The following is a 25080-nucleotide window of genomic DNA, read 5'->3' as shown; positions in this document are numbered from 1 at the left end:
TGTGTTCGTGTCACTGACGACGCCCTGCAATGGCACGAAAGCGCGCCGCGTTCAATGACACGAACAGCGCGCGCCTTACCAGGGCAAGGCATCATGCAGATGGAAAAACCCGCCGGTCGGACCGCCCGCTGGCAGGGTCGCCAGAATCACACTGGTCTGGGCACCCTCCTTGATGCCCATCGGCGCCGCACGTCCACCCATGTCCGTTTGCACCCAGCCAGGGTGGGCCGCGTTGACCTTGATGGCGCTGCCCCGAAGCTCGTAGGCCAACTGGATCGTGTAGGCGTTCACGGCGGTTTTCGAGCTGTCGTAGGCGGCGGATTTCATCGCATAAATGGGCGACGTGGGGTCGGCGTGCAAGGACAACGAACCGAGGATGCTGGACAGGTTGACGATACGACCCGCCGCCGATTGCCGAAGCAGAGGCAGCAGCGCGGTCGTGACACCGATCAACCCGAAGAAATTCGCTTCGAACGTGTCACGCAACACCCGCATGGGCAACGTCGAGGTCGAGTAGCGGTGCTCGACGCCCGGCTCACCTTCGAGATGACGACCTGCATTGTTCACCAGAATATCCAGCCGGCCATGGCGGCTGGAAAAGTAATCGAAGGCCGCTTTATGATCGGCTTCGGACGTGACATCGAAGGTGATCGCTTCGGACGCGATGTGTTCTTCGCGCAGGCGGTCGACCGCCGCCTGGCCCGACGCCTTGTCGCGAGCGCCGATGACCACATGAATGCCCAATTGCCCCAGTTGCCGCGCTGTTTCGAAGCCAATACCGCGGTTGCCGCCGGTAATAAACGCAATGTGCTTTTCCATCAAAGACTCCGTCGTGGGGTGTAAAAACGCCAAGGCTAGCCCTCACACCCCCCATGGGACTAGGTAACGAACGTGAATTTCAGAAATGCGTTTCCGTCATGAATGATCACTTGCTCGCGTTGAAACTTTTCGTCCGAGTGGCCCGCCAAGGCAACTTTTCCGCAGCCGGTCGAGACCTGAACCTGCCCCAGCCTACGGTTTCGCGAACCATCTCCTCGCTGGAAAAAAACATGGGTGTCGCGCTCCTCACGCGCACTACCCGCGCGGTGAGTCTGACCGAGGCTGGCGCTGACTTCCTGGCGCGACTGGAACCCATCCTCGACGCGCTGGAAGACGCCGAGCAGGCCGCCCGAGGCTCGGATGATTACCGTGGGGTGTTACGCGTCGGCGTCTCTTCAAGCTTTGCGATTCGAGGCGTGGTGCCACGACTGCAGCCGTTTCTGGACAGACACCCCGGGTTGAAAGTCGAGCTGATCCTTGACGACCAACGCCAGGACTTCGTAACGGACGGCGTCGATGTCGGGTTGCGCTTCGGCGCTTTGACCGACTCCACCGCCGTGGCAAAGCGGATCTGCTCGTCACCCCGCGTCCTGGCGGCGTCGCCGGAGTATCTGAAACGTGCGGGCGTGCCACTGATTCCGGCTGACCTGACGCACCACGCCGTGATCGCTGGCCCGTCACGCATCGGCCAGTCCTGGTCCTTTCAAAAGGCCGGAAAAACCACGTCGGTACGCGTCGTTGGCCAACTGTTGGTGACGGTCAACGAGGTGTCCATCGCGGCGGCCGTCGCGGGATTGGGTATCGTGTCGATGAGCCTCGGTGGCTGTCGCAAAGAGATTGAAACGGGCGAGCTGATCAGACTCCTTCCGGATTGGGACATGGGCCTGATCGATCTGCATGCCGTATTCGCCGCGGGCAGGGCCGCCAAGCCCTCCGCGCGGGCGTTTGCCGAGTTTTTGGCTGAAGCGTTTCGGGGGTCAGAGGACGACTGAGGGTGTGCCATCCAACCCCGCGATATCTGACGCCAGCGTCTCCAGCGTCGGCCTCATGATCAAAGGCGCGGGCGCCCCGTCGGGAGCCGTCAAACCGATCCGGTTGTGCCAGATGGTCGGCAGGCCGACCTTTTCCGTGCCAAACAGATCGTAGGCAGAACCCGCCACGAAGACCGCGTTGGCGGGGGCGACGCCCGCCACTTCCAGCGCAAGCCGATACGGCGCCGGGTCGGGTTTATAGAAACCGGCCTGTTCCGACGTGATGATCACGTCAAACGGCACGTCCAGCAGGTCCGCTGCCATCCGGCCCAGCCTCTCCGAACAGTTCGTCACGATCCCCAGCTTGTAACGCGTCTGGAGCTGGGCCAACACCGCCTTGGCTTCTGGCCACGGCTGCAACTCCCCCCAACGCGCCTCTAGACTCAACGCGGCCTGCGGCCCCAAACCGACCTCTATGGCAGCCTCTTCAACCAGCGTTTCATAAGGCCTGTAGCTGCCACAGCCGTAGGTCGCTTTCAAATAGGCCATACGCCACGTCCGCCCCCTTTCCGCAGAACCGGCCACGGTATTCCACAAGGTCCAGGAATCCAGCAAGGCGGTCAGCAAATCAAACAACACCAGCTCAACCGGCGCTGAGGGCTGGAGAGGTTGTAGGCGTGGATCAAGGATCGTATTCATGGCAGGGATTCCTGTGCAGGGTTGATGAGTTCAGCGATGGCCGTGATTTCCACCAAGGCACCGTAGTGAAGTTCACCGCACGGAATGATCGCCCGTGCGGGTTTGTGGTCGCCCAGCAACCGTGCGTAGTGCTGGTTTACGGTGGTCCAGTGCGCGACATCCGAGAGGAAGATGTGCACGTTTACCAGACTCTCCAAGGTGGCATTCGCCGCTACCAGTACGGCTTCGACGTTTGCCATGGCTTGAAGGAATTGAGCGTCGATGCCTTCCGCAAACGTGCCCGACGCAGGATCGAAAGGCAGTTGCCCGGAAACGAATAACAGGTTTCCCGCAACGACCCCTTGCGAGTAGTGCCCGCCCGGCGCAGGCAGTTGGGATGACGTGACCGTTTTCATTGATGTTCTCCCTTCATGCATTGGAAAGAGGTTCGATGGGCGCACCCACTGGCCGCCCGACAGGCGACGGTGCTGGCTCGGTTTCAGCGCCACGGTCACCCTCCCATTTCGCCACTGACGCCGTGGCGATGCTGTTGCCCAGCACATTGATCGCGGTACGGCCCATGTCGAAGAACGGATCGATGCCCAGGAGCAGCAACAAACCGGAGGCTGGCAAGCCCAACGAAGGCAACGAGGCTGCGACCACCACCAGAGAAGCGCGAGGAACGCCAGCCATGCCTTTGCTGGTCAAGAGCATCACGAGCAGCACCCCGACCTGCTGGGTGAACGTCATGTCGATATGAAACGCCTGGGCGATGAAAATGACGGCAAACGCTTGATAAAGCATCGCGCCGTCCAGATTGAACGAATACCCCAACGGCAGCACGAACCCGGACACACGACGCGACACCCCGAAATGCTGCAATTGCTCGATGGTCTTGGGGAATGTCGCCTCACTGCTGGACGTCGAAAAGCCGATCAGCAGCGGATCACGAATCAGCCTCAAGAGGTGGAAAACCCGAGGTCCCAGAATCACCCGCCCTGCCCCGATCAACAGCAATGCCAGCAGAAACAGGGCGAAGTAATAGCCGCCCAACAATTTTCCGTAGGTCGCCAACACGCCGAGCCCACGGGTCGTGACGATGGAACACAGCGCGGCCCCGACGCCCAGGGGTGCCAACCACATGATGTAACCCGTGAGCTTCAACATGATGTCAAAGACCGCATCCGTCAGTTCCAAGACCCTGACTTTCAACGGCCCGCCAACCGCCGCCGTGGCAATACCGAACAGCAATGCAAAGAGCACAATCTGCAAAATATCGTTGCTGGCCATCGCACTGATCACGCTCTGCGGAACGATGTTTGTGATGAAGGACTTGAGGTTGAAAGGCGCAACGTTGATGCCTGAACTCTCCGCAGCTACGGGCAGGTGACTCGCCATCTCGCCGCCCAGATCAAGCAGATTGCACGCCAGGATGCCGATCAGCAGGGAGATGAACGACGCGCACAGAAACCAGGCCAGCGCACGCAGCCCCATACGGCCAATGGCGTGTGTGTCCTGCAAGTTGGCCACCCCCGAAACCAGGCCACAAAAGACCAACGGCGCGATGATCATTTTGATCGCTCGCAAGAACAGGTCCGTCAGTATCGACAAGTACTGGGACACCACGACCTGTGCGGTGGACTCACTCAAAACGGGGTGCAGAAAACCGCCAATGGCGGCGCCCAGCAGCATCCCGATCACGATCCAGACTGAAAGATTTTTCATAGGTTTAACGCCCTTACTGTTATGAGATTAATAGGCGGCAGTGAGAAGAAGGCGCTATTCACCAACCCGCGATGCGGGGCCAGTAACCGAGGCGGCGTCCCTCGGTCAGGACGTGATAGCCAGCATGCTGCGCGGCGGTGGCGCACGCATGATTGGGCAGGATGCGCAGCTGTGTGCCCACCGGCAGAGCGGTGAAGTTGTCGAGATGCCCCGAGCGGGACGAAATGATGCCGTGCTCCTGATTCGCGGCCGTCACGATCAGGTCGCCCAACGGCTGGCCTGACACATCGCAGACGACGCCATAACCTTGATCCACAGGCTGTTTGGCCGTGCCACGGTCGCGAGACAGCGCCATCCAGCCTGCATCGATCAGGACCCAGCCTTTCTCCGGCTGATGACCGATGACGGTCGCAAGCACCGAGACGGCAATATCCTGCACCCTGCAAACCCCCAGCCCGGCCATCACCAGATCGAAGAACGCAAACACCCCTGCGCGCACTTCGGTGACCCCGCTCAGACCCTGAGTGAACAGTGCCGTGGGCGTCGAGCCCACACTGACCACGGAAAGCTCGAATCCGGCGTCGCGCAACCGCTGGGCCGCTTCCACCACCGCGTCGCGCTCTTGTCGGGCGAAGGCTTCGATCTCGGCAATTGATCGGCTGTCATAAGAATTGCCCGCGTGGGTCATCACGCCGCCCACCGTCACGCCGCTGCCTTCGAGCACGCGTGCAATCTCGACCAGCACAGGGGAGTCCGGCGGGATGCCTGAACGGTGCCCGTCGCAATCGATCTCCAACAGCACATTGAACCGCTGCACGCTTGAGCGGGCGTAATCCGCCAGGAGCCGCGCGCTTTCCAGATTGTCCAGCACCAGCTTCAGGTCTGCCCCTTGCGCCAGCAACCCTGCCGCGTGCTCAAATTTGTTGGGCGCGATACCGACGCCATACAAGATGTCGGTGAAGCCTGCGGCGAAGAACACATCCGCCTCACGCAACGTAGAGACGGTGATGGGCCCTTTGCCGTCAGCGAAGAAACGCTGGGTGACCTCAAGGCATTTATTGGTTTTGACGTGGGGTCTCAAGGTGACGTTGTGGGGCGCCAATGCGCTGCGCATGCGCAAGATGTTGGCGTCGAGTCGTTCACGGTCCAGTAACAGCAAGGGCGTTTCAGGTAGTTCAGCCATAGGTTCTCTCCGGTAATGGCGCTATTCTAAGCCGTCAAAACCGTCGTGAACGTTAATCTCATTAACTCTATGATTCAGTAATTCTTAATGACAGACGCCCTTGAAATTCGCTTTTTGTTGGTGATTCGTGAAAGCAAAAGCCTGTTGGAGGCCTCCCGAAAACTGGGCCTGACGCCATCTGCCGTCAGTCAGCGCCTTCAGCAGATGGAGAAGAAACTCGACGTACGATTGGTGGACCGTTCCGCCCGTCAGCTGCGCTTCACCGACGAAGGCGAACTCTTGTGCGTGCGGGGCGCCGAGCTGCTTGAGCAGTTCGATACCCTGCTGGAAGACTTGCACGAACGACGCCGGGGATTTGTCGGAAAACTGAAAATCAACGCCCCTTTCGGCTTTGGCAGAGCGTACGTAGCACCGTCGGTTGCCGCGTTCAAACAGCTGCACCCGGAAGTCGAGATCGCCTTGACCCTGTCGGATCAGCCTATGCTGGAAGCGGCCGATCGCTTCGACGTGGTCATCCATATCGGCCAGCTTGGCGCGTCCAACCTGGTCTGTCGCACGCTGGCCCCGAACCGCCGCTTTGTCTGCGCCTCCCCCGCTTTCCTCGCCAGTCACGGCCCTGTCGAAAGCCCCGAACACCTGACTCAACTGCCCTGCATCGCCCTGCGGGAAAACAACGAAGACGTCACGCTCTGGCACTTCACCCGAGGGCGAAACACCCAGAGCGTGCGTATCCAGCCGTCCCTGAGCAGCAACGACGGCCATGTGATCCGGCAATGGGGGTGTGAGGGGCTCGGCGTCATCCTCCGCTCAGAATGGGATGTGGCCGATGTCTTGAAAGACGGTTCGCTCGTGCGCTTGCTGCCGGGATGGAAACTGCCCGATGCCGACGTCGTGGCGCTGACCCATCAGCGAGAGGGACTGCCGGAGCGGACGCGCAACTTCATGCGTTTCCTTCAAGAATCGTTTCGGCCCAGTCCGCCTTGGCGGTAAGGGTGCCCTTCAGGTTTCGCCGGTGGTCTCGGTGACCCGGATCAGAGCGCTGAAACCCTCCATATCCAAGGGGCGGCTAAGGAAGTAGCCTTGGCCCTCATCGCAGAGTACGGACCGCAACAATTCGAGATGCTCTGGCGTTTCTATCCCCTCGGCTGTCACGGTCAGAGAAAGCGCGTGACCCAGCCCGACGATCGCTTCGATCACCGGCCGGTCGTCCTCGGTAGCGGTCAACCGAGACAAAAAGCTGCGGTCGATCTTCAGCCCGTCGAAGGGGAAAGTGCGCAGGTAGCTCAGTGATGAATACCCGGTGCCGAAGTCATCCATGGCGATACGAATGCCCAGGCGTTTCAGCGTTCGCATGATCTCCAACGCACCGGGCGCATCGTCCAACATGACGTTTTCGGTGATTTCAAGTTCGACCCGACCCGGCTCGATCCGCGACTGCTGCACGGCCCGTTGCACACGCTCAACCAGACTGCCGCGCTTGAACTCGGAGGGAGACAGATTGACCGACACGAACAGTTGATCAGGCCAGCTTGAGGCGTACTGAAAAGCGGTCTCCATGACCCAGTTGCTCAATGCCAGGATCAAGCCGGTTTCTTCAGCGATCGGAATGAACGTGTCAGGGGGGATCAAGCCACGCTCCGGGTGCTGCCAACGAACCAACGCTTCAGCGCCCACCATTTTCCCATCGGCAATGCGAAAGCGCGGCTGAAAATGCAAGCGCAGCTCGCCATGCTTGATCGCGAAACGCAGGTCACTCTCCAGGCGACGGCGCTCGACAATCTTCGAGTTCATGTCTCCAGCATAAAATCGCCATGTGTTCCGCCCTCCCGACTTGGCCTCGTACAGCGCAATATCGGCGTAGCGAAGTAACTCGGTGGCTTCGGTGGCGTCCGTGGGCGCCATCGCGATACCGATACTCGCACCGACGAACACCTCCTGCTCGCCGATCCGAATCGGACTTTCGATCGATTCAATCAGGCGCTGACAGAGCATTTCTACTTCGTCTTGACCCTTGAGGTCCGTCAATATCAGTACGAATTCGTCGCCGCCGATACGCGCGACCAGATCCCCATGGCGAACACGGTTGGCCAGCCGACTGGAGATTTCGTTCAATACCGCATCGCCCGCAGCGTGGCCCAGCAGATCATTCACCGATTTGAATCGGTCGAGGTCCAGACTGAGCATGACCAGCGGTCGCTCGGCTGTGGGTCGCGTCTTGAGCTTGCCATCGAGGAACTCTCTGAGCCGGGTTCTGTTTGGCAGTCCCGTGAGTGAGTCGTGTTGAGATAGAAATTCGATGCGCCGACGGGACTCGACTTCTTCCGTGACATCTGTCGCAGTGCCGCGAAATCCCTGGTCGGCCATCGCCCGGGCAGACAAGCGGGTAATGCGTTCCTGACCTTGGGTGTCCACGTATCGGCACTGAACGCTGATGTCAGGCCGTCGATTGGGGATGCTCAGCCACTGGGTCACCGTGCCCAGTTCCGTGCACAGCAGCTGATCCATGGGTGCGCCGAGCCACTCGGGCCGGGTCAGACCGGTCACACTTTCGAATCGCTCAGACAAGTACGTAAAGCGGCCCGCATGGTCGATCTCCCAGATCCAATCGGAACTGGCTTCGACGACGTCCCGAAAGCGTGCCTCGCTGATCGCCAGCGCCGACTGGCTGCTTTGCAAAGACTGGTAACTGGCATCCAGCGCTCGGGCGCTCGCCGTTGTGCGACGCAATATCGCCCACGCCATCAGGCACACCAGCAACGCGGCAATACCGATCAAGGGCAAGCCGAGGCCAAGCAGGCGTTCGCCCGGTTTCGGCGGATTCCAGTGCAAGCTCCCCGCCACCCCGTTTTCACCCAACACGAAGACCGACGGCCCGTTAAGTTCGGCGGCCGTGGCGATGCGCAACTCATCCACGCCGTAATCTTTGCCCAGCGTGCCCAACCTGTCGTCTCCGAGGATGTCGACGAAGATCAATACCGAAGGCGGCCCGTCATCCGGTGTCACGGTCGGGTCTGTGCCGGGGGTGATCGCTGCAGCCCCCACCAGCGCGGGTCGACCGTCGATGTTGGCGAACAGGGTCGTAGGGGTTTCGGCTTCAGCGCCCGCCCGCGCTTGAGTCAAGAGGTCGGGAAGCCCGTGCTTCAGCCAAGTGGAAGCGTCGACCGACGACAGCTGCCCATCGACGACGGAATACGCGGTGTGGTCAGCGGCGTCGACGACGAATATGCCCCTGAATCCAAAGTCGGCATAAAGCGTGGGCCCGACGTTTTGCCGCACGTAGGCCCAATCGGTATCGATCCTAGTGTGCAGATGCTTATAGGCATCGCCCCAAAACGCATAATCCTTGACCGTGGCGGCTATGGATTTTTCGAGGGCTCGCACGGCTTTCTGGGTATAAAACGCGCTTTCGGTTTCCTCGTTGCGATCCAGGTCATGGGCCAGATACAGCACCAGATAACCGGCAAGGAGAAACACCCCCGTCAGCAGGCCGACGAATTTGAGCACAGAGGCCCGAATGATGCTCACACTTGAGCGGCGCGGCACTGGGCTGGCGATGGCGGTGGAAGGTTCAGGCATAAAGGATCATCGCTAGACACTGACGTAAGGTTGTCGTCAGGCTATCGGCCGCGCCGTGGCGATTATTAGGGGACAGGATGGATAGCCGCAAAATGTGCCAGTGCAGGAATGCTTGAACAAGAGGTGAATCGATCCTCGCCTACGGCGCAGCAAATTGCTCGTAGTCCAGCGAAATCCCGTCACTGGCCGGGTAGCTGACGTACACCACGATATCGTCACTGGTGGCCACGATTGCGTACGGCCATTTTCCGTTCGCCTTCCTCATTTCCTGATACAGCGGAAGGAAATAGTCTTTGGTCTGTCCCGTCGGATCGTACGGCACCTCCCCGGTGAACACCGGGTAGTGACCGCCGTTGCACAGCTGAACCCGTTCCAGCTTGATGTCATGTTTCTCCAAGACAGCGCGGGCCGGGTGCTGCCATGTCCCGAGGTCCACATCGTGACAGTCCGTCGCCTTGCTGCTGAACAGTTCAGTGTCTTTCAGGGCCGGGAGCGCAGCAGCGAGGGAAGGCAGGATCAATAAAAAGAGGAGGAAAAAACGCATCGCGTGGGACGCTCTTGATCGTTGGGACGAGCAGTGTAGAGGTTTCCGTGCGCAGGCGACTATTGAAGACGCGTGGATGAGGTATGGTGCGGATTGCCGAACCGCTCAACCTGCCCGGGAGCCAACGCCCTTTGCGGCCACATGGGTTGTGGGCCCGGTAGCGTCATTGCCGTTTACCGAATGAGCGAAGGCGCTGCATCCGAGATGGACGCGAGTGAGGAGGCCGTTGAACGCCTTGTGGTTGGGGCGTTGAGACCTCCCGCTGCTGTACGCATTCAAACATCAAGTCCACGACCTGAAACCCGAATGACACGAAGAAATACGGCGCGGGAACGACCAACCAACAGGAAGGCATTTCCACCTCCGGCAGCGCAGGGTGCTGCGGTGGAAACTTTCTAGCCACCCATTCGAGATCTCACTATGAAATCCAGTCCGCCACTCGATAACGCACTGCGCGTCGCCTTGGTCACAGGCTCTACCTCCGGTATCGGCGCAGCCATCGCACGTGCGCTGAGTCGGGCAGGCTATGCAGTGATCCTCCATTCGCGAAACTCTGCGGACACGGGGCGCGCGATGGCTGCCGACATGAAACAGGCTATCTACATACAAGCTGATCTTGCTATCGAAGCGGACAGGGTCAGGCTTGTCAGCGAGGCGATCGCCGCGTGGGGTCAGCTCGACGTATTGGTCAATAACGCCGGTATCAGCAGGATTATTCCGCACACCGACCTTGCCGCGGCTACCTCAGCGGTGTGGCACGAACTTAACGAAATCAACGTGGTGGCGCCGTTCCATCTGGTCACATTGGCCGAATCGGCCCTACGCGATGCTGCCCGTGATCGCCGAGCAGGTTGCGTCGTAAACATCAGTTCCCATGCGGGTGTCCGTCCCAAGGGGGCATCCATTCCCTACGCGGTGAGCAAAGCGGCGCTCAATCACATGACCCGCCTGCTCGCGGTGTCACTCGGGCCGGACATTCGCGTCAATGCTGTGGCGCCCGGCCTGGTAGACACGCCCCTGACCGCAGAGTGGACAGATGCCCAGGCATTGTGGCGAGATCGCGCCCCAATGCGCAGGGCAGCGAGCCCGGACGACATTGCAAACGCGGTTTTAATGTTGGTGGGTTCGGACTATTTGACCGGTGAGGTGCTGCTGTCAGACGGCGGATTGAATCTGACGTAGGTTGAGCGCTCTTTTCAGGGGCAGCGTGAGAAACAACGGTTAAAACGCCGGACGGATATTCTTCGTTTCAATGCTGCCGGTTGTGATGCTCGCTTCGGTGAGTAGGCATGGGCTGGTTGCGCGGGCGTGGTCGCAAGCGAGAATCGCCTCGGCGTCTCAGCGATGAACGGCACTGCCGCGCCCGCGCATTCAGCGCTTGCCGAACATATATGAGTATCCGTATATTCGCGTATCCATATGTGTAAGGCACAGCCATGCTCACCCCTCCCGAAGTCTTCAAGAGCCTCGCGGACGAAACGCGCGCTCGCGCCACGTTGCTGATCGCCAGCCAAGGCGAGTTGTGTGTGTGCGAGCTGATGTGTGCGCTGGATGACAGCCAACCGAAGATCAGTCGCCACCTCGCACAGCTGCGCAGCAGCGGTCTGTTGCTGGATCGTCGCCAAGGCCAGTGGGTTTACTACCGCCTCAATCCTGACCTGCCAACGTGGGTGAACGAGATCCTGGACGTGACATCCCTGGCCAACGCCCAGTGGCTCCAGATCAATGCAGAACGCTTGCAGCAGATGGATGGGCGCCCGGTTCGCGCGTCCGCCTGCTGCTGATACACCGACCATCGACGTCCGCCTCAGTGCGGCAGGAGCTTTTCATGCGAGTGTTGTTCATGTGCACGGCCAACAGCTGCCGCAGCATCTTGTCCGAGGCGATGTTCAACCACCTGGCTCCCGCTGGTTTTGAAGCCGTGAGTTCCGGAAGCTTTCCCAAGGGACAGGTGTTGCCTCGCAGCCTGAGCACCCTGCAGCAGTCTGGCATTTCTACTGACGGGCTGAGCAGCAAGGGCAATGATGCGTTCGAGCATTGTCCCCCGGACATCGTCATTACGGTCTGCGACAAAGCCGCTGGCGAATCCTGCCCGGTCTATTTCGGCCCCGCACTGAAGGCGCATTGGGGGTTGGAGGATCCCTCGGATGCCATCGGTGACGAGGAAACAGTGAATGCGGCCTTTCTCGCCACCCTCGGACGTATCGAACGACGCTGCCGAGCCTTCTTCGAGCTTCCATTCAGGTCCCTTGATTCGGAAGCCCTCAAGCACGAGCTGAATCGCATCGCCACCCTGTAAGCAGGAGGACACATGTCCGAAGAACTTCACAACCTCGATCTCAGTCTGTTTGACATCGAGGCTCCCGCAACACCTTCAAGCACTCACAAGCCACGCATCCTCCTGCTCTATGGATCGACGCGGGAGCGCTCATTCAGCCGCTTGCTGGTCGAGGAAGCCGCGCGCCTGCTGGAGCACTTCGGGGCCGAGACGCGCATCTTCGATCCGTCTAGCCTGCCACTGCCGGACGACGCGCCGGTTGAACACCCCAAGGTGCAAGCGTTGCGCGACCTTGTGCAGTGGTCGGAAGGCCAGGTGTGGTGTTCACCCGAGCGCCATGGCGCCATGTCGGCCGTGTTCAAGGCGCAGATCGACTGGATTCCTCTCGCGCTCGGCGCCGTTCGCCCGACGCAGGGCAAGACCCTCGCGGTCATGCAGGTTTGCGGTGGCTCACAGTCGTTCAACGTGGTGAATCAACTGCGCGTGCTTGGCCGGTGGATGCGGATGTTTACCATCCCCAACCAGTCTTCGGTGCCCAAGGCCTACCTGGAATTTGACGAGGCCAATCGAATGAAAGCGTCTGCGTACTACGACCGGATTGTGGATGTGATGGAGGAACTGGTGAAATTCACCGTGTTGCTTCGCGACCGTAAAGACTTCCTGGTGGACCGATACTCAGAGCGTAAAGAGTCAGCCGAACAGCTCTCTTCACGCGTCAACCAGCGGGCGATTTGAGAAGGTCTTGAGAGTGTCCGCCTTGATCACACGCAGCGCACGCCATCCCCTGACGGGCTGATCGCCTGCTGGGCGTCTGCGTAATCGGTATCAGCCGGATCAGGGCTCAGGGCAAACTGACTGCAACCAGTCCAGGAACGCGCGCAGATGCGCAGGTTTATCGGCATCGAGCGGCACCATCGCATGGTATTTAGAGCCCGGGACGCAGAGGGAGGGAAATGGCTGCGCGAGGCGACCGTTCGCGCACTCGATAGCCAATGTCGGAAAGGGCCCGATACCAAATCCCAAGCCGTCCATCACCGCTTGTAACGTGACGAAATAGTGATCGAAGCGAAGCATCCTGTTGGCCCTGAGCGCTGAATGATGGGTCGCGCGCGTCCACGCTTCCCAGTCGCCAGGCCGAGTCTCGGTGGTCAGCCACGTCTCTTCGGCCAATTGCTCGACGTCGATGATCCCTCGGCGTGCGAGGAGTGACGGGCTGGCAATGATCGTGTTGGTTTCGCTGAACAACGGGAGCACCTGGTACTGCCCCGCGTTCAAGGGTTCCCTCCGTATGGCGACGTCGAAACTTCCGCTCAGCATCGGCTGCGTGGACAGCACGGTCGAAACCCTCACGTCGATGCCAGGGCATCGCTCGGCGAACGCGTTTAAGTGCGGAATGAGCCAGCGCATCGCGAATGTCGCGGGCGCACTGACGCGAATAACCTTCAGCTGTTGGCTCTTGCCGTAGCGTTCGGCCGCATCCGAGATGTGATCGAACGCAGCGCTGATCTCTCTCGCAAGCGCACGTGCGTGGGAAGACGCGACCATGCTCTGCCCCTCCCGCACAAAAAGTGGCTGGCCAAGCCAATCCTCCAGGACAGCGATCTGTCGGCTGACCGCCCCGTGGGTCAAATTGAGTTCTTTGGAAGCCGCGGTGTAGCTGCCCGCTCGAGCGGCGACCTCAAAGATTTTAAGCGCATGCAGAGGCGGCAGTTTCTGTCTCATGTGTGAGTCTCGCGCACAGGGTTCGATACTTTAATTCGATTGTGTGAGGAGAGCACGCATTTTACGGTGACTTCACGCATCTCTGAAACCTGAAGTGCGTTCAGGCGCAGCGGTTATCCAGGCGCCATTTTAAAAAACCCACTATAGGCCTGACCATGACACAGACCATCACCGTCAATTCGCGAGATTATCGTCTGCCCACGACCCCAACTATCGTCATTTGCGTTGACGGGTGCGAGCAGGAATACATTAACCAGGCCATACAGTCCGGCCATGCTCCCTTTCTTGCCGAGTTGGCGAATTTCGGAACCGTATTGACGGGCGACTGCGTGATTCCGTCTTTCACGAATCCCAATAACTTGTCCATCGTGACGGGAGCACCGCCTTCGGTTCACGGGATCTGCGGCAATTTCTTCTTTGATCTGGACACTCAAGAAGAAGTGCTCATGAACGATGCCAAATACTTGCGTGCACCTACTGTACTGGCCGAGATGGCGAAGGCCGGTCAGCGAGTGGCAGTCGTGACGGCAAAAGACAAGTTACGCAGTCTTCTCGGACATCGCTTGGAAGGCATTTGTTTTTCGGCTGAAAAAGCCGACCAGGTCAACCTTGAGGAGCACGGCATCGAAGGCATTGTGGAGCGGGTTGGCATGCCGGTGCCTTCGGTCTATAGCGCACAACTTTCAGAGTTCGTATTTGCGGCGGGCCTCGCCCTCTTGACCAAAGAACGGCCGGACTTCATGTACCTTTCCACCACTGACTACGTGCAGCATAAGCACGCACCTGGAACACCCGAAGCGAATCAGTTCTACGCAATGATGGACAGTTATTTCAAACGCTATCACGACGAAGGTGCTGTCGTTGCCATCACTGCCGATCATGGGATGAATGCAAAGACCGACGCCATTGGGCGACCCAATATTTTGTATTTGCAAGACCTGCTCGATGCACATTTTGGATCTGAAGAAGCGCGAGTACTCCTGCCCATCACTGACCCTTATGTCGTCCACCACGGCGCGCTGGGATCGTTCGCCACCGTGTATGTCAGAAATGCCGACCGCCATGAAGCGTTGGCAGCGTTTCTGTCTTCCATCGCCGGGGTTGAGCAAGTGCTGACACGTGCCCAAGCCTGCGAAAGATTCGAACTGCCAGGGGACCGGATTGGCGATCTGGTGGTCGTGGGAGAGCGCCTGACTGTGCTGGGGACCGCCGCCGACAAACACGATTTGACGGGATTGACTGTACCGCTTCGTTCCCACGGCGGCGTATCCGAGCAGAAAGTACCGTTGATCTTCAATCGCCGCCTGACGGGACTTGTCAAGAAAGGACGTCTGCGCAACTTCGACATCATCGACCTCGCCTTGAACCACCTTGCGTAACAACAAAACAATGAGGGGCGCCGTCCGGATTGCAGGCCGCCCCTTCGCCTAAAAAAAGGTTAGCGCCGCGAATACGGCGCGCCGCCCGGAGACAGGCATGACAATAAAAACCGTTGATACCCTGGACTATTCCACTTCAAACCGCCGCGCAACTTACGACCGCTACAAATGGCGCGCCCTGATGGGTGTGACGTTCTGTTATTTGTTTTATTACACCGGCCGTCAGACATTGGGTTTCGCCGTTCCTGGCTTGCAGCATGATTATGGGTTGTCGAAGTACGAGATTGGCTGGATCAGCGCGACGATGTTGTGGTGCTACGCCAGCGGGCAATTTATCAACGGTAATCTGGGGGACAAACTGGGCGGCAAACGCATGATGATCGCCGGCGTAATCTTGTCGCTTGCGGCGAACTGGTTATTCAGTTTTGGTCACTCTTTCTGGTTTTTCATGCTGGCCTGGGGCGCCAATGGTTACTTTCAATCCATGGGCTTTGCACCAGGCAGTCGATTGTTGTCCAACTGGTGGGGGCATCAGCATCGCGGTTTTGTATATGGCATCTATGTGGGCTTCTCAGGCTTCTCCTCTGTCCTCGCTTTTATATTGCCCATCATTATTTTGGGTGCGATGAACCTGGATTGGATCTGGATATTCAGACTGGCGCCGCTCACGATGTTAGTGGGCGCGCTGGTGCTGTGGCTATTCGTTTCCGAACGTCCCGAAGATACGGTGTCGGAACAGGCCGAAGGCAGTCTTTCGAACAACTTGTCCGTGGCACCGGAGGAAGCATTAAGCAGCGCCGAGCGCTACGTCATGGTGTTGCGAAACTGGAAGCTCTACATCACGGGGCTGGCAATCGGCTTTCAGAATGCGGCGCGCTATGCATTGGTGGTTTGGGTGCCTGTCCACTTTCTGGGGCTTGACTGGAAAACGTCTTCAGCCGTCATCGACCCCAAGTGGATAACGGTGGCGTTACCCATCGGCATGGCCCTGGGCGCGCTGTCCAATAGCTGGATTTCCGATACCGTGTTCAATGGGCGCCGCTATCTGGCAATCGTCTCCTACATGGTGCTCGCGTCAATAACCGCCATCGTCATGATGTTCATCCCCCATGGCAGCCTGTTGGCAATCGCGTTGTTGTTCGCGTGCGGTTTCTTCGTCTTTGGCCCTGCCTCTTCGTTCTGGGCGCTGTGTCCTGATATTTTCGGCCGAAGCGCCGCTGGAACGGCTACCGGAGTACTCAACACCGCATCCTATGTATTCGCTGGCATTGGTGAGCCGATCATCGGGCATCTGATCGATACCAGTGGCGACACATCGATCATCTTTCCCATCGTGGCCGGGTTGTGCTCCGCGAGTGCGGTGTTGTCGCTTCTGATCAAACGCTAAAGAACCACCGTGTCATCGAAAACATCGACCTTTTCCGGTGATGACCAGCGCCTTGGCGGCCGCTTCGCACCCCGCAGGGCATGGGCCCTGCGGGGGTTCTGCGGATCACCCCGGTTCGCCCTCCGCCAAGGCCGCGATGAGGTGGGTGACCAGTGCGCGCACCTTGGCAGAGGGTTTCGGGCCGGAAGGAAAGACGGCAAACGCCTTCAATGGCTCGATGTCGTAGTCCGGCAACAACTGCACGAGACGGCCTTCGCGCAGCGCTTTTTCGGCCATGATCGTGGTGACATTGGCGATGCCAAGGCCTGCCAGTGCAGCCGCCAGAATACCGGGTGCCGCATCGACCTTGAGTCTCCCTCGCAACATCACAACCTGCTCGATGCCCGCTTTGCACACCTTCAATGTGCTCTTCTCCGGAAAGCTTTGTTCGTGGAGAAGTGCGTCATGAAACGGCAGATCTTCAGGTGTTTGGGGCACCCCTCTGCTGGCCAGGTAGGAAGGCGATGCCACCAAAGCCCGCGCCACGGAAGCCAGTTGGCGGGCGCCAAACGTGGAATCCTCAAGCGTGCCCATGCGGATTGCCACGTCGACCCCAGCGGCCACCAGATTCTGTCGCTCGTCCCGCATCGTGATTTCGACGCGCAGATCGGGGTAGCGCGCCAGGAACGCCGGCAATGCGGGGATGATCGCACGGCTGCCGTACACGATAGGCATTGCGACTCGAAGGATGCCCCGGAGTGAGTCGATCCCACGCGCTGCGTCTTCGGCGTCTTCCAGGTCGGCCGCCGCCTGACGCGCCCTCTCCAGAAACGCTACCCCCGCGTCAGTGAGTGCGACGTTACGGGTCGTGCGCAACAGCAATTTCACGCCCAGCCGAGTCTCCAGGCCCGTGACGATACGAGAAGTGGACGGCTGCGACAGGCCAAGCTCCTGAGCGGCGCGGGAGAAACTTCCGGACTCGGCTATCCGCGTGAACACCTTGATCTCCAGCCAACGGTCAGTCATTCGTATTCCAAATAAGTGTTCTGCGAAACGACAGTATAATTTTGCCGGAAGAAAAAGTTTACCGTGGTCTCGTCAAGCCCTAACGAGCTTTTGAACATCCCCCTTTCAACAGGCGAGAAGAAACCATGTCCATCAAAATCTACGGCGATCCAGGCTCCGGTAGCCTTCGCCGCGTGACCACCGCAGCCGCGATCATGAACCTCGACATCGAGCGTATAAATGTCGACTTGTTCAAGGGGGAAAGTCATACCCCTGAATTTCTGAAGCTCAATCCGCACGGTCTCACGCCCGTTCTTCAGGACGGGGATATCGTCATCTGGGAAGCGTCGGCCATCAACCTCTACCTGGCCGAGAAAACAAACGCCAAACTGCTCGGAGAAACGCCGGCGGACAGGTTCCAGGTGCTGCAATGGATGTTTTGGGCAGGAGAACAGTGGCGGGTATTCTCCACGCTTCTGTTCAACGAGTGGGCAGGCGCGACGTTCATGGGCAAACCCAAAACCGACGCCATCGTCGAGTTGGCGACGACGAATATCCGCAACGCCGCACGCGTCCTGGACGCTCATCTGGCGACCCGGAATTTCATCGTCGGCGATACCCTGACGCTTGCAGACATCGACATCGCAGCGCCCTTCTCGCAGTACACACGTACCGGCGCACCGTTCAATGAATTTCCAAGTCTGCTGCGCTGGCAACATCGTTTGCTCGAAACCGTACCGGCCTGGGCTGCAACCCGTGACGAGGTAGAAGCCAGAATGGCGGGTGTGCTCAGTCCCGATACCTGAGGGTCGCACGGGTCAGTCCTGGCACACCGCGACATCCCGGCCCGCCCACTCGGCTGTCACGCGCCGCTGACTGTTTGATGAACGGTCGCACAGCGTGAACAGGGGTCAGGCGGGCCATTCGGTTGGGCATGGACAGAACTTGCGACGAGCCACAACGCGATGATGAGCGCACCAGATCTGCTGGTTCAAACGCTGCTGGACCTTGCGACTGGGCGCACGAAAAACCAGCCTGATTTGCCCCCCCAGCTGGCTTGAGCCTGCTTTCAACTACACACTGCCATGGCTGACAGGGATGAGGCTGCGTCTGCAGTGAGCATTCAAGACACCCGGCTTCCTACAGGATACGGGCGAAGCCTCGGCGAGCCTGTTGCCCGAAGACAGCGATATTCCCGTCGCGACCGTGGCCGGATTGATGACAGGCCGTCATGACTGCGATGACCGTTGAGGCGTCGTTGCTCAAGAACGCGGTTGCTACTTTCTCCTCCTCGTTTGCGCCCGTCTTCCTGACTGGGCGTTACCAAGGAGAACATCATGAGCACTCAACCTGCTGCCTTGATCATCGGGGCTTCACGCGGACTTGGCCTGGCCCTCGCAGAAGAATATCTGTCTCGTGGATGGCACGTCGTCGCAACCACCCGTCGTCCATCTGAAAGCCTCAACGACCTCGAAAAACGCTTCGGCGCTTGCCTCGAAATCGAACAGGTCGATGTTGTGGATCTCGACGCCGTTCAGGCGCTGCATCGTCGTCAACAAGGTCGAATTCTGGACGTGTTGTTCGTCAACGCGGGTATCTGCAAAGCCAATGCGCTGACGCCGTTGCAGGTGTCAGAAAAAGACTATCTGGACATGCTGTTGACCAACGCGTTGAGCCCCATGCGCGTCATCGAGATCTTCCATGACAACGTCAAACACAACGGGGTCCTCGCGGTGATGTCTTCTGAATTGGGCAGCATCACGCAAAGTACCGGCTTTTGGGAACTCTACAGCTCCAGCAAGGCAGCACTGAACATGCTGATGAAGAGCTTCCATGCGCGTCACGCACACGACAGCCGCGCACTTCTTCTGGTTGCCCCAGGTTGGGTTCGCACGGACATGGGCACCCAGAGCGCATCGTTGGAGGTGTCGGAGAGCATCCCTCTGGTCGTTGACGTCGTCGCCCGAAACGCAGGTAAACCCGGCCTTCGCTTCACCGACCGCCATGGGGCCGAGTTGCCCTGGTAAGTGAACGCCACTCGCCGACTGCGGTTTCAGAAGCCGCTCGGCGCTCAGGACAACGTTATTGGCCCACCACTTTATCGGCGAGCGCCGCAAGCTTGCGGTCCAGCACTGCAGCGGCCTCATTAAGCGGCGGGTTGGCGTCCACCACTATCAGCGACGACGGCTTCACATAGAGCAGACTGCTGGTGTTGCCAGGCTCTTCGAGCAGCAACATCTCGACCGGGGCAAACAGTCCTGCTTGCGAGTCGTGTTTGAGCATCGTGATCGCGATCAACGGATTCCCCAGGATCACCCTGACCGCTCGGCGGGAAAGCCCTGCCTTGCGCGTCCAGGCGCCGTGGTCGACGAGACCGAACAGCATGAAACCACTCGGCCCTTCGAGCCGTTGCAGATGATCACGAAAAGCCTCCCACGTCTCGTGGCGTGCGGTTATTTCTTCCATGTTCACCGGCGTGTGGCCGATGTCTTCAAGAAGCGAACCGAGCACAGACTCGAACGCTCTGGAGGACGTTAATCGTAAGCGTGTACCTTGGAACGGCTGTTCGGTGATGTGCATGGGACGCTCTCGAAAATAAATGAGGTAACGATAGAGATTACAGTCATCATATAGAGTTCAATGCGTCGGGGGCAGGGATTCGGTCTTGTCTGAACCTCGATAAAATCCATGAGGCATAGGTGAACAAATGGACTTCATAGTAGATGCGGTGATCAATCTCTTGGCTCATCGCATTGGCGTGTTTGCACTGAGCTTGCTGACTGGCGGCCGCTTCAAGGGAGAGCGTGGTTTTGCGTGGGGCTTGGCGCTCGCCGTCGGCAGCTTGATAGTGCTCGCCCCTTTCGCGGCTACGGTAGCCTGGTTCATCTACCACAGCGGTCGATAAGGCGCGTCAGCTTCGGATCGCAAGCCCCAGCCGCAGAGCGGGGCCGACTCATTGGACCATGATCCATTTGTCATTCACCCGACGCAGGGTAATGGGCTTGGCATTCTCCACTTTGTATTTGAACGCCGCGTTGTCGATTTTCCCGTCCAGCAGGTAGGCCAACATCGCCTTGATGGTCAGTTCGTGGGACACGAAGACGATGCGCTTGTTGGTTTTCGCGTAGTCATTGATCGCGTCGGCTGACCGGCGATACACATCGCTCAAGGACTCCCCGTTGGGATACCCGAAAGTCGCGTCGGTGAAGATGCGGGCGTCGCGGCCCTTTTGCATTTCCGGCCAGACTGCGCCGGCTTCATCCCAGGTCAGATTAGTGACCCTACCTGCCGAACGCTCGAACAGGCGTGGGTCCGGAGTGGCGGCCTGAATCGCTTTGTCGTCGGCGATGCCTGCGCCGACCATTACCCCTGCCAATGTCTGCTGCGTGCGCAACAGTGGCGAGTACACCCACTTGGCGTCCTTGAGCGCAACGACAGCCTCGCTCTCATGGGCCTTCAACGATTCGCCCGCCTTCACCGCCTCGCTGACCCCTTGCATCGTCAGGCTCGCCGCGTTCCAGCCGGACAGAATCTTTCCACGACTGGGAGAGATTTTCCCGGAAAGCGATACCACCGGTTGTCCAGCGTCCAGGTTGTCCTCGCTTTGTCCGTGGCGGATGAAGTCGATTTCCTCAGCGACGATAGCGTCCTGAGCGAGCGCCGTCCCTGACAACACGAGCATCAATACGGCGCCAGACATGCCGGTTACGGCATTCAATCTTGAAAGCATGGGGGGAACCTCTGCACTTTTTGTTATTGATGTCTGGCGAAGACAGCGCTGTCTTGCCCGATCCAAATAAAGCGAAGCCTTGTGACGAAGCTTCGCCTAACGCCGCACATGCGGTGGAGCAACGTTAAGGGTCAGCGTTCCTGGCTACAAGTCTTCGTGACATTTTTATTTCATAGTGATGACAGTCGGCCCGCCCCAAGCGATGGCGTCGTAGGGATGCAGTTGAACGAAGGGCGTCAGTGTTCAGTCGGAATACCAGCCCTTTCTTCAATGAGCCATTGGCCGATGCCCTACTCGCTTGCCACCTTCAGCGCCTTCTTTTTCCTGGCGTTCAGCCCGCTGGTTGACGCGCAGCTGCCGCTACGGCTGGAACGCCTGAACCGGTGCGGCGACCAGCTGGACCGCGAGCATTCCACGTGGTGCGCTGAGGTGCGGGGCCTGACCCTGGACACAGCGACCCTGACCCTCGACGGCAAGCCGTTACCCGCGCAAACGGTACAGCGCGACGGCGACAGCCTGAACATCCGCCTGAACGCGCGCGACCACGCCAGCGGACCGCTGGTGGTGAAACAGGGCGACCGTTCGAGCAACGCAGTGTGGCTGACCGCCCAGGGCAGCCACGTGGTCGCTGCGAAACCGAACGAAGTGGCTAAAAACATGGACGGCCTGACCACGTACGTCGATCTGGTGAGCCTGTTGATCGAGGAGGACCACGATGGCCGTCACGAAGCCACGCGTCTGGCGGCCAAATACGGCGCGACGGTGGTGGGCAGCATTGCGCCGCTGAACCTGTATCAACTGCGCCTGCCCGCGAAAAACTTGGTGGAGCGAGACGCGCTGGTGCTGCGGTTGGGCAGCGAGACCAGCGTGGACGCCGTGGTGGTCGAAGAGTCAGCGCCAGAGAAAGCCGAGGAAGCCGACGCGCCCCGCCCGGTCGCCGACAAGCCCGACGTAGGCTCGGATGAGTGGGCGGCCAACCGTTTTCTGGATGCGGTGAATTACTACCGGCGCCGCATCCCCGCCTCGCAAGCCCCCCTTCATCCTCAACCGGTGCGCATTGGCCTGATCGAGCGAGATGTCGACTTCGACACGGCGGACTTCGCGGGCTACCTCGGTGATTGCAGCGTGCCCAGCACCTGTGTGTACGCCCGAGACTCGCAGAAACCCGATGGTCACGGCACCACGGTCGCGGGCATTCTTGCCGCCGCGTGGGACAACGGCGGCAATACGGGTTTTCTCAAGGGGCTCGACCCGGCAAGCGGCGGCTTCGAGGTGATCGTCGAGCGTAATTCCGACGCAGGCATCACCGCCAACATCGCCGCCTCGGTGAACCTCGTCGAAGACGGTGTGCGGGTGCTGAACTGGAGTTGGGGGATTCACCGCGTCGGCGCGAAAAACGTCAACGGCGACGACGTCGATTCGTTGCTGCGCTCGGGCATCGCCATGAGCGGTTACGAAGAACTGCTGGAGGAGTTTTTCCTGTGGCTGCGCAAGGAACACCCGGACGTGATCGTGATCAACTCCGCCGGGAACGGCGCCTCGTTTTCGGGCACGGATGAATACCGCTTGCCGTCGTCGTTCATCACCGACCAACTGCTGGTGGTGGGCGGACACCAGAGAAGCGACCGGGCCGACCTCCCCGTCGACGATCCGGCTTACGCGGTCAAACGCAATAGCTCGAACATCGACATGCGCGTGGATATCACGGCCTCGGCCTGCGTCCACGCCTCCACCCAAGCCCCCGATCAGACCGGCGCAGTGCATTGCGGTACGTCTTACGCGACGCCAATGGTCGCCGGCGTCGTGGCGGCCATGCTGTCAATCAACCCCGACCTGACACCCGAGCAGGTGCGCATGCTATTGCGGCGCAGCGCGCTGACCCTCGGTGACAATTACGATTTCGAGCCCATGGACGCAGAAGACCTGACGGCACCGATCCTCCCCTCGGAGCGTGACCATCGTTTGAACGACAAGGATGTGGGGCGCTCGGCCCGGCTGGACATGCAGAAAGCACTGGACCTCGCCGTGCAGAGTCGACTGCGTGTGCGCTGAGTCGCAACGCGCTCAATGGTGCGAGGCGAATATGCAGGAAGCCTCTCGTTATCGGTGCGCGAATACGGTTATCCCCTCATCGATACCGTTCAATGGCAAAATCCCCCGACTGAAACGTTATGGAGAACCCGATGCTTCGCGCATTCGAACGATGGCTCGACCCTTTCCCACCCGACGAAGTACCGCCGCCACCGGACGGTCTGGTGCGGTTTTTGTGGGCCTGCACCCGTGGCGCTCGCGGTTACGTGCTCGCCCTTGCCCTGCTCAGCGCCGGGGTGTCGATCTACGAGGCCTGGCTGTTTTCCTTTCTGGGTCAGGTGGTGGACCTGTTGTCCTCCTGGAAGAACGGCGGAGACGCCGCGGTCGCGCAAGAAACCCGCGTGCTCTGGGGGATCGGCATTGTGCTGGTGACCAGCGTCGGTCTGGTGGCTTTGCGCACGATGGTGCAGCACCAGGTGCTGGCGATTAACTTGCCGCTGCGGCTGCGCTGGGACTTCCACCGCTTGATGCTGCGGCAAAGCCTGTCGTTCTTTTCCGACGAATTTTCGGGCCGGGTCACCACCAAGGTGATGCAGACTGCCCTGGCCGTGCGCGAAGTGCTGTTCACCCTGATCGAAATCGCCCCCGGCATCGGCGTGTATTTCATCGCGATCATTGCGTTGGCCGGGGGCTTCGCGCTGAAGCTGATGCTGCCTTTCATTGCCTGGATCGTGCTGTTTGGCCTGGCGATGTGGTACTTCGTGCCGCGTCTGGGCAAGGTCGGGCAGGAACAGGCCCATGCACGTTCGTCGATGACCGGGCGCATCTCCGACGCGTACACCAACATCACCACCGTAAAGCTGTTTTCTCACTCCAAGCGTGAGGCGCACTTCGCCCGCGCTGCGATGGAAGACTTCAAGCACACGGGCTTTCGCCAGATGCGTCTGGTGAGCCAATTCGAGATCGTCAATCAGGCGCTGGTGGTCGGGTTAATCTTCGGCGCCGGTGGCTACGCGCTGTGGCTCTGGCATCAGGGCGATGTCGGTGCGGGTGCAGTGGCGGCGATCACGGCCATGGCCTTGCGCATCAACGGCATGTCTCACTGGATCATGTGGCAGATGACCTCGCTGTTCGAGAGTATCGGCACCGTGCAGGACGGCATGACCACTTTCACGCGCGGCCCCAAGGTGCAGGACGCGCCCGACGCACATGTGTTGACGACCTCCGGTGGCGCCGTCACCTTCGACAACGTGAGCTTTAACTACAACGGCGAACGCCAGGTGCTCGACGGCTTGAGCCTGAGCATTCGTGCGGGTGAAAAGATCGGCCTGGTGGGTCGTTCCGGCGCCGGCAAATCCACGCTGATCAACTTGCTGCTGCGCTTCTATGACGTGGACAAGGGCAACATCCGCATCGACGGCCAAGACATTGCCCACGTCACTCAGGACAGCCTGCGCAGCGCTATCGGCATGGTCACGCAGGACACCTCGCTGTTGCACCGCTCCATCCGCGACAACATCGCCTACGGCCGGCCCGACGCCACCGACGAGCACGTTTACGAAGCCGCTCGCATGGCTCAGGCCGATGGGTTTATCCGTCAGTTGAGCGACAAGCAAGGCCACTCTGGCTACGACACACTGGTCGGCGAACGCGGCATCAAGCTGTCGGGCGGACAGCGTCAGCGGGTGGCGATTGCGCGGGTGATGTTGAAGAACGCGCCCATCTTGCTGCTGGACGAAGCCACCAGCGCGCTGGACTCAGAAGTCGAGGTCGCCATTCAGGAAAGCCTCGATGAAATGATGCAGGGCAAGACCGTGATCGCCATCGCTCACCGACTGTCCACCATCGCGGCGATGGATCGGCTGATCGTCATGGATGAAGGCCGGATCATTGAACAAGGCACTCACGCCGAATTGCTCGAAAAAAACGGCACCTACGCACGGCTCTGGCAGCACCAGAGCGGCGGGTTTCTGGGGGAAGATCAGGGGGTGGCCGAGGCGATGGAATAGCAGCGGGCGCCGCGTCGCTCGGATGTGCTGCGGCGCGGCAGCACATCCGGGCGCACTCGCCTTG

General features: G+C 59.7%; 24 protein-coding genes. 13 read left to right on the top strand and 11 right to left on the bottom strand.

Features of this window, described 5'->3' with window-relative positions:
- Positions 1-75: 75 nt before the first annotated feature.
- A complete protein-coding gene (locus tag GVN17_RS11435) occupies positions 76-819 on the bottom strand; it encodes an SDR family oxidoreductase (RefSeq protein ID WP_166595369.1) in 744 nt (247 codons plus the stop codon).
- A gap of 98 nt (positions 820-917) precedes the next feature.
- Here GVN17_RS11435 and GVN17_RS11430 point away from each other — a divergent pair, with 98 nt between their 5' ends.
- Positions 918-1811: a LysR family transcriptional regulator gene (locus GVN17_RS11430; protein ID WP_166595368.1), complete on the top strand. Its 894-nt coding sequence runs from the start codon at positions 918-920 to the stop codon at positions 1809-1811.
- On the opposite strand, the gene GVN17_RS11425 is transcribed toward GVN17_RS11430, so the two are convergent.
- From GVN17_RS11425 to GVN17_RS11410, 4 genes are read right to left on the bottom strand one after another with little or no spacing between them, the layout of a single operon-like run.
- Positions 1797-2489 (bottom strand): HAD-IA family hydrolase, encoded by a 693-nt coding sequence (locus GVN17_RS11425; RefSeq protein ID WP_166595367.1) that lies wholly within the window; start codon positions 2487-2489, stop codon positions 1797-1799. The two genes, GVN17_RS11430 and GVN17_RS11425, sit on opposite strands and share 15 nt — an antisense overlap.
- Entirely contained in the window at positions 2486-2884 is a 399-nt protein-coding gene (locus tag GVN17_RS11420) for a RidA family protein (RefSeq protein ID WP_166595366.1), read from the bottom strand. The genes GVN17_RS11425 and GVN17_RS11420 overlap by 4 nt, the downstream gene beginning before the upstream one ends.
- A gap of 13 nt (positions 2885-2897) precedes the next feature.
- Positions 2898-4193, bottom strand: coding sequence for a dicarboxylate/amino acid:cation symporter (locus GVN17_RS11415; RefSeq protein WP_166595365.1), 1296 nt, complete (start codon positions 4191-4193; stop codon positions 2898-2900).
- Between the two features lie 58 nt (positions 4194-4251).
- Positions 4252-5376 (bottom strand): alanine racemase, encoded by a 1125-nt coding sequence (locus tag GVN17_RS11410; protein ID WP_166595364.1) that lies wholly within the window; start codon positions 5374-5376, stop codon positions 4252-4254.
- Positions 5377-5463: 87 nt separating this feature from the next.
- On the opposite strand from GVN17_RS11410, the gene GVN17_RS11405 reads away from it, so the two are divergent.
- Positions 5464-6366 carry a LysR family transcriptional regulator gene (locus GVN17_RS11405; RefSeq protein WP_166595363.1) on the top strand — a complete coding sequence of 301 codons (903 nt, stop codon included), beginning with the start codon at positions 5464-5466 and terminating at the stop codon, positions 6364-6366.
- A gap of 9 nt (positions 6367-6375) precedes the next feature.
- Here GVN17_RS11405 and GVN17_RS11400 read toward each other — a convergent pair whose 3' ends face one another.
- Positions 6376-8952, bottom strand: coding sequence for an EAL domain-containing protein (locus tag GVN17_RS11400; RefSeq protein ID WP_166595362.1), 2577 nt, complete (start codon positions 8950-8952; stop codon positions 6376-6378).
- Between the two features lie 139 nt (positions 8953-9091).
- Positions 9092-9496, bottom strand: coding sequence for a hypothetical protein (locus GVN17_RS11395; protein ID WP_166595361.1), 405 nt, complete (start codon positions 9494-9496; stop codon positions 9092-9094).
- 420 nt (positions 9497-9916) lie between these two features.
- Between GVN17_RS11395 and GVN17_RS11390 the strand changes: the two genes are divergently transcribed.
- The 4 genes from GVN17_RS11390 to arsH all read left to right on the top strand — a co-directional run bounded on the left by GVN17_RS11390 (position 9917) and on the right by arsH (position 12509).
- The gene (locus GVN17_RS11390) at positions 9917-10678 is read left to right on the top strand and encodes an SDR family NAD(P)-dependent oxidoreductase (protein WP_166595360.1); all 762 of its coding nucleotides are present in this window, start codon (positions 9917-9919) and stop codon (positions 10676-10678) included.
- A 254-nt stretch (positions 10679-10932) separates the two neighbouring features.
- Positions 10933-11280: a metalloregulator ArsR/SmtB family transcription factor gene (locus GVN17_RS11385; RefSeq protein WP_166595359.1), complete on the top strand. Its 348-nt coding sequence runs from the start codon at positions 10933-10935 to the stop codon at positions 11278-11280.
- A gap of 44 nt (positions 11281-11324) precedes the next feature.
- Positions 11325-11795, top strand: a complete 471-nt coding sequence (locus tag GVN17_RS11380) for an arsenate reductase ArsC (RefSeq protein ID WP_166595358.1) — start codon at positions 11325-11327, stop codon at positions 11793-11795.
- Between the two features lie 12 nt (positions 11796-11807).
- Positions 11808-12509 (top strand): arsenical resistance protein ArsH, encoded by a 702-nt coding sequence (arsH, locus tag GVN17_RS11375; RefSeq protein ID WP_166595357.1) that lies wholly within the window; start codon positions 11808-11810, stop codon positions 12507-12509.
- 99 nt (positions 12510-12608) lie between these two features.
- On the opposite strand, the gene GVN17_RS11370 is transcribed toward arsH, so the two are convergent.
- Positions 12609-13496 (bottom strand): LysR substrate-binding domain-containing protein, encoded by an 888-nt coding sequence (locus GVN17_RS11370; RefSeq protein ID WP_166595356.1) that lies wholly within the window; start codon positions 13494-13496, stop codon positions 12609-12611.
- A gap of 155 nt (positions 13497-13651) precedes the next feature.
- Between GVN17_RS11370 and phnA the strand changes: the two genes are divergently transcribed.
- Both phnA and GVN17_RS11360 read left to right on the top strand, forming a co-directional pair.
- Positions 13652-14875 carry a phosphonoacetate hydrolase gene (gene phnA, locus GVN17_RS11365; RefSeq protein WP_178115720.1) on the top strand — a complete coding sequence of 408 codons (1224 nt, stop codon included), beginning with the start codon at positions 13652-13654 and terminating at the stop codon, positions 14873-14875.
- Positions 14876-14972: 97 nt separating this feature from the next.
- Positions 14973-16262 carry an MFS transporter gene (locus GVN17_RS11360; RefSeq protein ID WP_166595355.1) on the top strand — a complete coding sequence of 430 codons (1290 nt, stop codon included), beginning with the start codon at positions 14973-14975 and terminating at the stop codon, positions 16260-16262.
- 105 nt (positions 16263-16367) lie between these two features.
- Here the strand turns inward: GVN17_RS11360 and GVN17_RS11355 are convergent, their stop codons facing one another.
- Positions 16368-17267: a LysR family transcriptional regulator gene (locus GVN17_RS11355; protein ID WP_166595354.1), complete on the bottom strand. Its 900-nt coding sequence runs from the start codon at positions 17265-17267 to the stop codon at positions 16368-16370.
- 125 nt (positions 17268-17392) lie between these two features.
- Here GVN17_RS11355 and GVN17_RS11350 point away from each other — a divergent pair, with 125 nt between their 5' ends.
- Both GVN17_RS11350 and GVN17_RS11345 read left to right on the top strand, forming a co-directional pair.
- Positions 17393-18052, top strand: a complete 660-nt coding sequence (locus tag GVN17_RS11350) for a glutathione S-transferase family protein (RefSeq protein WP_166595353.1) — start codon at positions 17393-17395, stop codon at positions 18050-18052.
- A gap of 531 nt (positions 18053-18583) precedes the next feature.
- Positions 18584-19273, top strand: coding sequence for an SDR family NAD(P)-dependent oxidoreductase (locus tag GVN17_RS11345; RefSeq protein ID WP_166595352.1), 690 nt, complete (start codon positions 18584-18586; stop codon positions 19271-19273).
- Positions 19274-19328: 55 nt separating this feature from the next.
- On the opposite strand, the gene GVN17_RS11340 is transcribed toward GVN17_RS11345, so the two are convergent.
- Entirely contained in the window at positions 19329-19826 is a 498-nt protein-coding gene (locus tag GVN17_RS11340) for a DUF302 domain-containing protein (RefSeq protein WP_166595351.1), read from the bottom strand.
- A gap of 127 nt (positions 19827-19953) precedes the next feature.
- Between GVN17_RS11340 and GVN17_RS11335 the strand changes: the two genes are divergently transcribed.
- Positions 19954-20151 carry a hypothetical protein gene (locus GVN17_RS11335; protein WP_166595350.1) on the top strand — a complete coding sequence of 66 codons (198 nt, stop codon included), beginning with the start codon at positions 19954-19956 and terminating at the stop codon, positions 20149-20151.
- Positions 20152-20199: 48 nt separating this feature from the next.
- On the opposite strand, the gene GVN17_RS11330 is transcribed toward GVN17_RS11335, so the two are convergent.
- Positions 20200-20976, bottom strand: coding sequence for a histidine phosphatase family protein (locus GVN17_RS11330; RefSeq protein ID WP_166595349.1), 777 nt, complete (start codon positions 20974-20976; stop codon positions 20200-20202).
- Between the two features lie 285 nt (positions 20977-21261).
- On the opposite strand from GVN17_RS11330, the gene GVN17_RS11325 reads away from it, so the two are divergent.
- Entirely contained in the window at positions 21262-23028 is a 1767-nt protein-coding gene (locus tag GVN17_RS11325; protein WP_166595348.1) for a S8/S53 family peptidase, read from the top strand.
- 131 nt (positions 23029-23159) lie between these two features.
- A complete protein-coding gene (locus GVN17_RS11320; RefSeq protein ID WP_166595347.1) occupies positions 23160-25016 on the top strand; it encodes an ABC transporter ATP-binding protein in 1857 nt (618 codons plus the stop codon).
- The last annotated feature ends 64 nt before the right edge of the window (positions 25017-25080 follow it).

Source organism: Pseudomonas sp. SLFW, from assembly GCF_009905615.1.
Classification (GTDB): domain Bacteria; phylum Pseudomonadota; class Gammaproteobacteria; order Pseudomonadales; family Pseudomonadaceae; genus Aquipseudomonas; species Aquipseudomonas bambusae.
This window is presented reverse-complemented; position numbering and strand designations above follow the sequence as displayed.

Excerpts from the sequence above, each read along its gene's own strand:
- GVN17_RS11435 (WP_166595369.1), bottom strand. The coding sequence starts at position 819 with ATGGAAAAGCACATTGCGTTTATTACCGGCGGCAACCGCGGTATTGGC.
- GVN17_RS11430 (WP_166595368.1), top strand. The coding sequence starts at position 918 with ATGAATGATCACTTGCTCGCGTTGAAACTTTTCGTCCGAGTGGCCCGC.
- GVN17_RS11425 (WP_166595367.1), bottom strand. The coding sequence starts at position 2,489 with ATGAATACGATCCTTGATCCACGCCTACAACCTCTCCAGCCCTCAGCG.
- GVN17_RS11420 (WP_166595366.1), bottom strand. The coding sequence starts at position 2,884 with ATGAAAACGGTCACGTCATCCCAACTGCCTGCGCCGGGCGGGCACTAC.
- GVN17_RS11415 (WP_166595365.1), bottom strand. The coding sequence starts at position 4,193 with ATGAAAAATCTTTCAGTCTGGATCGTGATCGGGATGCTGCTGGGCGCC.
- GVN17_RS11410 (WP_166595364.1), bottom strand. The coding sequence starts at position 5,376 with ATGGCTGAACTACCTGAAACGCCCTTGCTGTTACTGGACCGTGAACGA.
- GVN17_RS11405 (WP_166595363.1), top strand. The coding sequence starts at position 5,464 with ATGACAGACGCCCTTGAAATTCGCTTTTTGTTGGTGATTCGTGAAAGC.
- GVN17_RS11400 (WP_166595362.1), bottom strand. The coding sequence starts at position 8,952 with ATGCCTGAACCTTCCACCGCCATCGCCAGCCCAGTGCCGCGCCGCTCA.
- GVN17_RS11395 (WP_166595361.1), bottom strand. The coding sequence starts at position 9,496 with ATGCGTTTTTTCCTCCTCTTTTTATTGATCCTGCCTTCCCTCGCTGCT.
- GVN17_RS11390 (WP_166595360.1), top strand. The coding sequence starts at position 9,917 with ATGAAATCCAGTCCGCCACTCGATAACGCACTGCGCGTCGCCTTGGTC.
- GVN17_RS11385 (WP_166595359.1), top strand. The coding sequence starts at position 10,933 with ATGCTCACCCCTCCCGAAGTCTTCAAGAGCCTCGCGGACGAAACGCGC.
- GVN17_RS11380 (WP_166595358.1), top strand. The coding sequence starts at position 11,325 with ATGCGAGTGTTGTTCATGTGCACGGCCAACAGCTGCCGCAGCATCTTG.
- arsH (WP_166595357.1), top strand. The coding sequence starts at position 11,808 with ATGTCCGAAGAACTTCACAACCTCGATCTCAGTCTGTTTGACATCGAG.
- GVN17_RS11370 (WP_166595356.1), bottom strand. The coding sequence starts at position 13,496 with ATGAGACAGAAACTGCCGCCTCTGCATGCGCTTAAAATCTTTGAGGTC.
- phnA (WP_178115720.1), top strand. The coding sequence starts at position 13,652 with ATGACACAGACCATCACCGTCAATTCGCGAGATTATCGTCTGCCCACG.
- GVN17_RS11360 (WP_166595355.1), top strand. The coding sequence starts at position 14,973 with ATGACAATAAAAACCGTTGATACCCTGGACTATTCCACTTCAAACCGC.
- GVN17_RS11355 (WP_166595354.1), bottom strand. The coding sequence starts at position 17,267 with ATGACTGACCGTTGGCTGGAGATCAAGGTGTTCACGCGGATAGCCGAG.
- GVN17_RS11350 (WP_166595353.1), top strand. The coding sequence starts at position 17,393 with ATGTCCATCAAAATCTACGGCGATCCAGGCTCCGGTAGCCTTCGCCGC.
- GVN17_RS11345 (WP_166595352.1), top strand. The coding sequence starts at position 18,584 with ATGAGCACTCAACCTGCTGCCTTGATCATCGGGGCTTCACGCGGACTT.
- GVN17_RS11340 (WP_166595351.1), bottom strand. The coding sequence starts at position 19,826 with ATGCACATCACCGAACAGCCGTTCCAAGGTACACGCTTACGATTAACG.
- GVN17_RS11335 (WP_166595350.1), top strand. The coding sequence starts at position 19,954 with ATGGACTTCATAGTAGATGCGGTGATCAATCTCTTGGCTCATCGCATT.
- GVN17_RS11330 (WP_166595349.1), bottom strand. The coding sequence starts at position 20,976 with ATGCTTTCAAGATTGAATGCCGTAACCGGCATGTCTGGCGCCGTATTG.
- GVN17_RS11325 (WP_166595348.1), top strand. The coding sequence starts at position 21,262 with ATGCCCTACTCGCTTGCCACCTTCAGCGCCTTCTTTTTCCTGGCGTTC.
- GVN17_RS11320 (WP_166595347.1), top strand. The coding sequence starts at position 23,160 with ATGCTTCGCGCATTCGAACGATGGCTCGACCCTTTCCCACCCGACGAA.